Origin of the sequence: Chryseobacterium sp. Leaf180, from assembly GCF_001424585.1 — a bacterium.
Taxonomy (GTDB): Bacteria; Bacteroidota; Bacteroidia; order Flavobacteriales; family Weeksellaceae; genus Chryseobacterium.
In genome coordinates this window covers 1-6,551 of sequence record NZ_LMPJ01000006.1, presented here as the reverse complement: position 1 = coordinate 6,551, position 6,551 = coordinate 1, and the positions used below count along the sequence as shown (strand labels likewise).

Here is a 6,551-nt window from a genome sequence, read left to right as displayed (position 1 = left end):
CAAATTCTGCTTTATCGATAACATCATTGACAAAACCTACAAATTTGCGGGTAAGAATAATCCAAATGCCTACAAAGGTCAGGTTGTTGTCTTAATCAATGAGTACACACAGAGTGCAGCTGAACTCTGGGCAATGATATTCAAAAAAGTTCCCAAGGTCATTTTTGTAGGAAGTCAGACTGCAGGGGCGGACGGGAATAAGACCTCCATTAAAATGACGGACGGAAGCGAACTTATTTTTTCCGGACTGGGCATTTATTATCCAAATGGTGATGAAACCCAGCGAATCGGTATTCAGCCTGACATTGTCGTACGTCCCACCGTTGAGAGTATTAGAGATAATCAGGATCTGCTTCTGCTGAAAGCACTGGAACTCATAGATCAGAAGAAATAAACTAGAAAATAGTGCTCAATTACGATACTGCAAGATTATAAAGGCAGATAGACTAATTCTAGGGTTATAATACCAGCAGACTGATATCAATTTTGCATAATATTACTGGACTTCTAAAACTTTTTCAGCCATTTATTCTCACAATCTGTTCGGGGAAAGGACTATTTTAGTACATTTACGATGGATCTATGCTGATTTCGTGCGATGAAATCCGCATCTATTTGAATCTGCAAATCGTTAGCTATAACTATCAAAAACCACCGGATAAATGAAAAACAGAATACTCATACTCATTTTATTATTTTGCTCGTTAAAAAGCTTTGCATGTTCATGCATTTATAATAATCTCGCTCAAGAGTATCTTGATGCAGATTTCGCGGGTATTGTTACAGTAAAAAAAACGTACGATACTAAAGACCTCCGATTTGACAATGATTTAAAACGAAGCACATATATAGCTGAATTAGTCTTTGAAAAACTCTATAAAGGAACTGAGTTTGATGTTCTGAATATGTACGGAAAGGCTACTATGGCTAATGATGATGATCGTTATTTTGGAAGTTGTGACTTATTTATTCAGAAAGGAGAACGATATATCATTGTTCTCAAAAAAAATTCGAACGGCGAGTTTTGGGGAAGCCAATGCACTCGGCTAATTCCTTTATCAGCAGAAGAAAATAAGGTAAATGATAATGAAGAACTTATTAACACATATTCCAATTTGTTCTCCAATATTGAAAAACACAAAAAGAGCTTTTCTAATCATATATTTTTAAATTTCAATGACAAGACATTGAGATTAAACGATAAAACAAATTATCCTGAGTCTGATTTCACTAAACTCAATATTGGCAAACCATCTGAAAATGTCGGTTTTTACAAAGTCGTACTGGATGAAAATTTAAAAATTTCAAAGATTGTACCCATCAAAAAAGTAGGCTTCAGGGATAAAGAAATTGAGAAAATGATCAAGAGAAATTTGAGTTTAAATAAATACGATGTTCCGCAGTACGCATCAAAAGAATATTTACTTTTACTATCCTTCGAAGACTTTTAATATACCTGCCAGTTAATAATATTACTGTCCGATGTACAATTGTCTTTGGCTCATAACCTCAATCTTCATGACAATTCATTTGCATTGGATCACCTTTTCTGATTAACGAAATTGATTTCCTTTTTTCTCATGGAGATAACATTTGGCCAATTCCATAAACATGAAAATTTGTTGTTATGAGATAAGAGCCCTAAGAAATAATTCAACTTTTATATTTGGCATAAATCGAAGTGTTATAGATAAAAGCGTTTTTTTTAAACATTTAATTCGCTTTCGAATTTCAAAATTGTCTTTTTGATGTGTTTCATAAAAAATCCCGCTAAAGAGCGGGATCATTATTAAATCTCTGTGTAAAAAACTCTTTATTTTTAAAAAGTCAATTCGCCATATCTATTACATAACGGAAGCGAACCTCCTCATTTTTTATTTTGTCGAATGCCTCGTTAATCTCTTCAATTCTAATCATCTGCACTTCCGGAGCAATGTCGTGTTCCGCACAGAAATCCAATACTTCCTGGGTTTCTTTGATTCCTCCAATAAGCGATCCCCCAACAGAACGGTTGAATTTCGCCACTTCCATATTATTAAGAGGTTTCTCATACTCACCCAAAAGCCCCACTGTAACCAGCGAGCCTTTTACCCCTAAAAGCGGAACGTACAGGTTGATATCAAATTCTGAAGGAATGGTAATGAGGATAAAATCAAAAGCCAGTTCATTAGCTTCCATTTCTTTTTTATCTTCCGAGATCAGCACACGGTCTGCTCCAAGCTTCAGGGCTTCCTCGCGCTTTTCCCTTTTGGTGGTAATGGCGGTAACCTCTGCCCCCATAGCCTTGGCAATCTGGACCGCCATGTGTCCCAAACCACCAATCCCTACAATGGCTACTCTGGAACCACTTTTTACTCCGGCATTTTTCAGCGGACTGTAGGTGGTGATTCCCGCACAAAGAATCGGTGCTGTCCGTGACAGATCCAGTTTATCAGGAAGGGTAAGCAAAAATTCTTTATTAACCACAATGTGACTGGAGTAACCTCCAAAGGTATTATAATCAGATTCCGGGTCATTGAAATAACCGTTGTAGGTCATGGTTGCGCCATGCTCACCCAGGCAGAACTGCTCCTCACCATTTCTACACGGTTCACAGGTTTGACAACTATCAATCATGCAACCTACACCGACGATCTGTCCTGTCTTAAAATCATTAACTCCTGAGCCTGTTTCGATAATTTTACCAACTACCTCATGACCAGGAACGCAGGGATAGCGCGTGTTTTTCCAGTCGTTGTTTACTTGATGGATGTCACTGTGACAGACTCCACAATATAGCACTTCGATGAGTACTTCATTGTCTTTTGGCTTTTCGCGAACAACGTCGATCTCTTTTAACGTTTTGCCGTTAATCAGATTCCCAGAAGCGCCAAAGCCTTTCACTGTAAATGTTGTGTCGTTGTTGATTACTTTTTTCTCCATTTTATTTTTGATTTGGTGTAAAAAAAGCTGACAAGATTCAGACCAATATCAGACAATCGGCATATAATATATCAGGTACAAAAAGTATACATTTTTTATAGATTTAGAGAGTGAGCTAAATACCTCAAATAAATCGATCATCAGCTTTATTCAGTATAAAATGAACAATGTTGACATTAATGCTTCCGTATCTCAAAAGGACATTAACTGTCAGCGTATCATTCTCTTGATTATAACTTCACTGATGGATTTCAGGCTATGAATTAAGTCAAAAATCATTGATTCTCATATTTTTCAAAATTTAGATTTTGAAAGCTTGCAAATAATAATCTTTTTAGATCGATAAGATTCCACAATTGCTATGTCACTATATATATTCAGCTGCGTGGAAATTTTGTATCATGGCATCAAATACTGGTACTGGAATCTGTTATTATTCCTATTTATAAAAGATTAACATATCTTCGTATTATCAAGGATTACCATGAAATTAATAGGCATCCGTATACTACAGAACCTCGTTCAGCACACACCAATCGCGGTCTGCATTGTAAATGTAGATTCAGGTTTAATTGAAATTTATAATGACAATTTTCTTAAGCTTTTTGATATTTCAACATCCTCTGATGTTGCAGAGGTAGAACTTCAGGAATTGCTTAATAGCAAATTTACTGCTGATCGTTTTCTCATTTCAAAAGTTGTTATACAGAAGGATTCGTTTAAAGGTAGCGATGTAACAGTAATTCTCGACCCTAACGATAAAAAAACGGAGATCCTACTTAGCCCTTTATATGCACCTATCAGAAATGACCATGATGACGTGAGCATGGTGGCGATATGGTTTACTGAAAGTACTGAACATACTGTTGATAAAACAAGCAATGAAGTTGAGATATCGGAAGAAGATCCTGTCAACAATCTTTTGGGCGAAATTCCGACCGGTACTGCTATCTTATCAGGAAAAGAACTTGTATTTGAGCTTGTCAATGCGACCTATCGAACTTTGGTACCTGGCAGATAACTGATTGGACAACCTTTTTTAAAAGCATTCCCTGAATTGATCGGTTCAAAAGTAGAAAAATCACTTCACCGAGTATATAACGAGGGCATTTCACTCACTTTTACGGATGATCTTGTACCCCTTTCCAATATTGAGATTAATAAAATTGAGGAGCGGTATTTCTCATACAGAATTGTTCCCCGTACGAATGAAGACGGAGCCATTGACGGCGTTATTATTTTCACTTCCGAAGTAACCCATGAAATTGTTAATAAGTTACATTTAGAAAGGACAAGTAATAATCTGAATCAGATCATTAATATGCTTCCGGCATCTGTTGTGATCATACGCTATGATAATCTCATTGTTGAAATGATAAATGATTCCAATCTCTCCTATTGGAAAAAAACAAGGGATGAGGTTATCGGAAAACCCTTCTTAGAGATATTGCCGGATCTTGCTGATCAGCCTTTTGCCGGACAGTTAAGAAAGGTGATGGAGACCGGGGAAATTATTGATGTGAAAGAAAGTCCGGTCATATTTACAGAATCAGACGGAACCATCAGAGAAACATTTGTAGATTATACCTACCAGCCTCTAACGGGATTAGATGGAAAACGGGACGGAGTTTTGGTGATGTCTTTTGAAATCACAGACCGGGTTCACGCCCAACGTCAATTGGAGAAGTACACAAATCAACTTTCGAAAGCTAATGATCAGCTGTCAGTCCTTATCAATCAACTGTCAAAAAGTGAATCCAGATTTAAATATGTATTTCAGAAAGCGCCTGTTGCTATCGGTCTTTTAAGAGGGAGAAATTTCATCATTGAATCTGCAAATAAAAAAATTCTGGAGGTCTGGGGCAAAACCGAAAGTATCATAGGGCTTACATTGGCAGAAGCGCTTCCTGAAATTCAGGATCAACCTTTTTAGGTCTCCTGGACGATGTCTATTCCACAGGAAATCCATTTTATGCAAATGAGATAAGAGCAGAACTTTTACATGGTGAGGATCTTAAGGAGATTTTCTTTAACGTTGTTTATCAGCCCGTCTCCGATACAGATGGTCATGTTGCTGATATTTTAGTGGTTGCTACCGACGTGACGGAACAGGTGAATGCACGCAAACAGGTAGAAAAAAGTGAAGCATATTTTAAAATGCTGGCAGATCTTGTTCCTTCCAAAATATCCAATGCCTTACCAACTGAGGAAGTGACTTTTTTCAACCAGACCTGGTTAGAGTTTGCGAGAATGAATTTTGAGGATTTACAGGACTTCGGATACCATCAGATGATGCACCCTGATGAAATTGAAAAATTCCAGGAAGGTTTGGCAGATGCTGCACTTACCTGCAAACCTCATATTTCTGAGATGCGTTTTAAAAACCTTCAGGGAGAATACATCTGGCACTTAAATATCGCATCACCAATTATCGATGAAGATGGTAATATCACGATGTGGATTGGTTCTACTACAGATATCCAGGGGTTAAAAGAAGAGGAACAGAGAAAAAATGATTTCATCAGTATGGTGTCACATGAACTAAAGACATTCCTGACTTCGATCAACACCTATTTACAGCTCATTCTCCGAAAAGCTGCAAATGCCGAAGAAGAGTTTTTAAAGAAAGCGTGCACACAAAGTCTGAAACAGGTTAAAAATATGACCGATATGATTAATGGGTTTTTGAATATCTCAAGGCTCGAGTCCGGTAAATTGCATATCGATACTGTTCAGTTTGACTTTTCAGATCTTATGGAGGAGATGAAAGCAGACTATGAAATCCAATATTCAAATCATCATATTATGTTTCCTGCACAACAGGAAATAGAGCTCACCGCCGACCGGCTGAAAATTTCACAGGTAGTAAACAATTTAGTAGGAAATGCCGTTAAATATTCTTTAAATGGAAGTACTATTCAAATTTCACTTGAAAAGTTAGATAACAAAATAAGAGTAAGTGTAAAAGATGAAGGAATAGGAATTAAGGCTGAAAATCTTGAAAGGCTTTTTGAAAGATATTATCGAGTTGAACAGGAAAGTATCATTGGCGGCTTTGGTATCGGTCTTTATCTTAGTGCAGAAATTATAGAAGCACATGGAGGCAAAATCTGGGCTGAAAGTGAATTGGGCATAGGTTCAACGTTTTACTTCGAGTTACCATTGAAGTAAATAAATTTTATGATGGCGCAGATTGAATAATATGCACTTTTAATTTTAAAGAATTTTAGGCTAGAAACATACAGATTAATCCGCTCTTTCATCGGTAAGCTCGATTTTGCGATACGGTGCTCCCAATACTCCTGAAGATTGCCCTTCATGAGCAGCAGCGATCCTTCAGGCAGTGGAATCGAATACCTGCTTTGATGATGGTCTTTCTTTCTGAAATCAAACTTCCGGGTTTGCCCTAAACTTAATGAGGCAATCACAGGCCGCTCACCAAATCTACTGTCTTTATCTGTATGCCAAGCTACGGAATCGTTATTATCACGGTATAAATTAAGCAGCACAGAATTAAATTTTAGCCCGAAAACATTCTCGATGCGATTCTTCAGAGCCAACAATTCAGGAGTCCAGTCGTTCACCTCACATTCTTTTCCACCCAACCGGTTTGAAGTAGCCTTATCACC

7 protein-coding genes are annotated in these 6,551 nt (G+C 37.3%); 5 read left to right on the top strand and 2 right to left on the bottom strand.

Translation table 11 applies throughout. The features are described from left to right. Together ASG01_RS07625 and ASG01_RS07620 are read left to right on the top strand one after the other, a co-directional pair. Nucleotides 1–394: S41 family peptidase (locus tag ASG01_RS07625; protein ID WP_238584525.1), on the top strand; the 394-nt coding region annotated here is incomplete at its 5' end. Between the two features lie 268 nt (nucleotides 395–662). Next, on the top strand, nucleotides 663–1,451 hold the full coding sequence (locus ASG01_RS07620; RefSeq protein WP_055862379.1) for a hypothetical protein: 789 nt from the start codon (nucleotides 663–665) through the stop codon (nucleotides 1,449–1,451). A gap of 376 nt (nucleotides 1,452–1,827) precedes the next feature. On the opposite strand, the gene ASG01_RS07615 is transcribed toward ASG01_RS07620, so the two are convergent. Further along, complete coding sequence (locus ASG01_RS07615; protein ID WP_055862377.1) at nucleotides 1,828–2,922, bottom strand: NAD(P)-dependent alcohol dehydrogenase; 1,095 nt, start codon at nucleotides 2,920–2,922, stop codon at nucleotides 1,828–1,830. Nucleotides 2,923–3,406: 484 nt separating this feature from the next. Between ASG01_RS07615 and ASG01_RS07610 the strand changes: the two genes are divergently transcribed. From ASG01_RS07610 to ASG01_RS07600, 3 genes are all read left to right on the top strand, one after another. Next, nucleotides 3,407–3,943 carry a hypothetical protein gene (locus ASG01_RS07610; protein WP_055862375.1) on the top strand — a complete coding sequence of 179 codons (537 nt, stop codon included), beginning with the start codon at nucleotides 3,407–3,409 and terminating at the stop codon, nucleotides 3,941–3,943. A gap of 36 nt (nucleotides 3,944–3,979) precedes the next feature. Next, nucleotides 3,980–4,855 carry a PAS domain-containing protein gene (locus ASG01_RS07605; RefSeq protein WP_055862373.1) on the top strand — a complete coding sequence of 292 codons (876 nt, stop codon included), beginning with the start codon at nucleotides 3,980–3,982 and terminating at the stop codon, nucleotides 4,853–4,855. 152 nt (nucleotides 4,856–5,007) lie between these two features. Continuing rightward, nucleotides 5,008–6,093, top strand: a complete 1,086-nt coding sequence (locus ASG01_RS07600) for a PAS domain-containing sensor histidine kinase (protein WP_055862371.1) — start codon at nucleotides 5,008–5,010, stop codon at nucleotides 6,091–6,093. Here ASG01_RS07600 and ASG01_RS07595 read toward each other — a convergent pair. Next, nucleotides 6,069–6,551: alpha-ketoglutarate-dependent dioxygenase AlkB family protein (locus ASG01_RS07595; protein ID WP_185097230.1), on the bottom strand; the 483-nt coding region annotated here is incomplete at its 5' end. The two genes, ASG01_RS07600 and ASG01_RS07595, sit on opposite strands and share 25 nt — an antisense overlap.

Bases quoted from the DNA above. Each gene is read 5' to 3' on its own strand.
- ASG01_RS07620 (WP_055862379.1), top strand. From the start codon at position 663: ATGAAAAACAGAATACTCATACTCATTTTATTATTTTGCTCGTTAAAA.
- ASG01_RS07615 (WP_055862377.1), bottom strand. From the start codon at position 2,922: ATGGAGAAAAAAGTAATCAACAACGACACAACATTTACAGTGAAAGGC.
- ASG01_RS07610 (WP_055862375.1), top strand. From the start codon at position 3,407: ATGAAATTAATAGGCATCCGTATACTACAGAACCTCGTTCAGCACACA.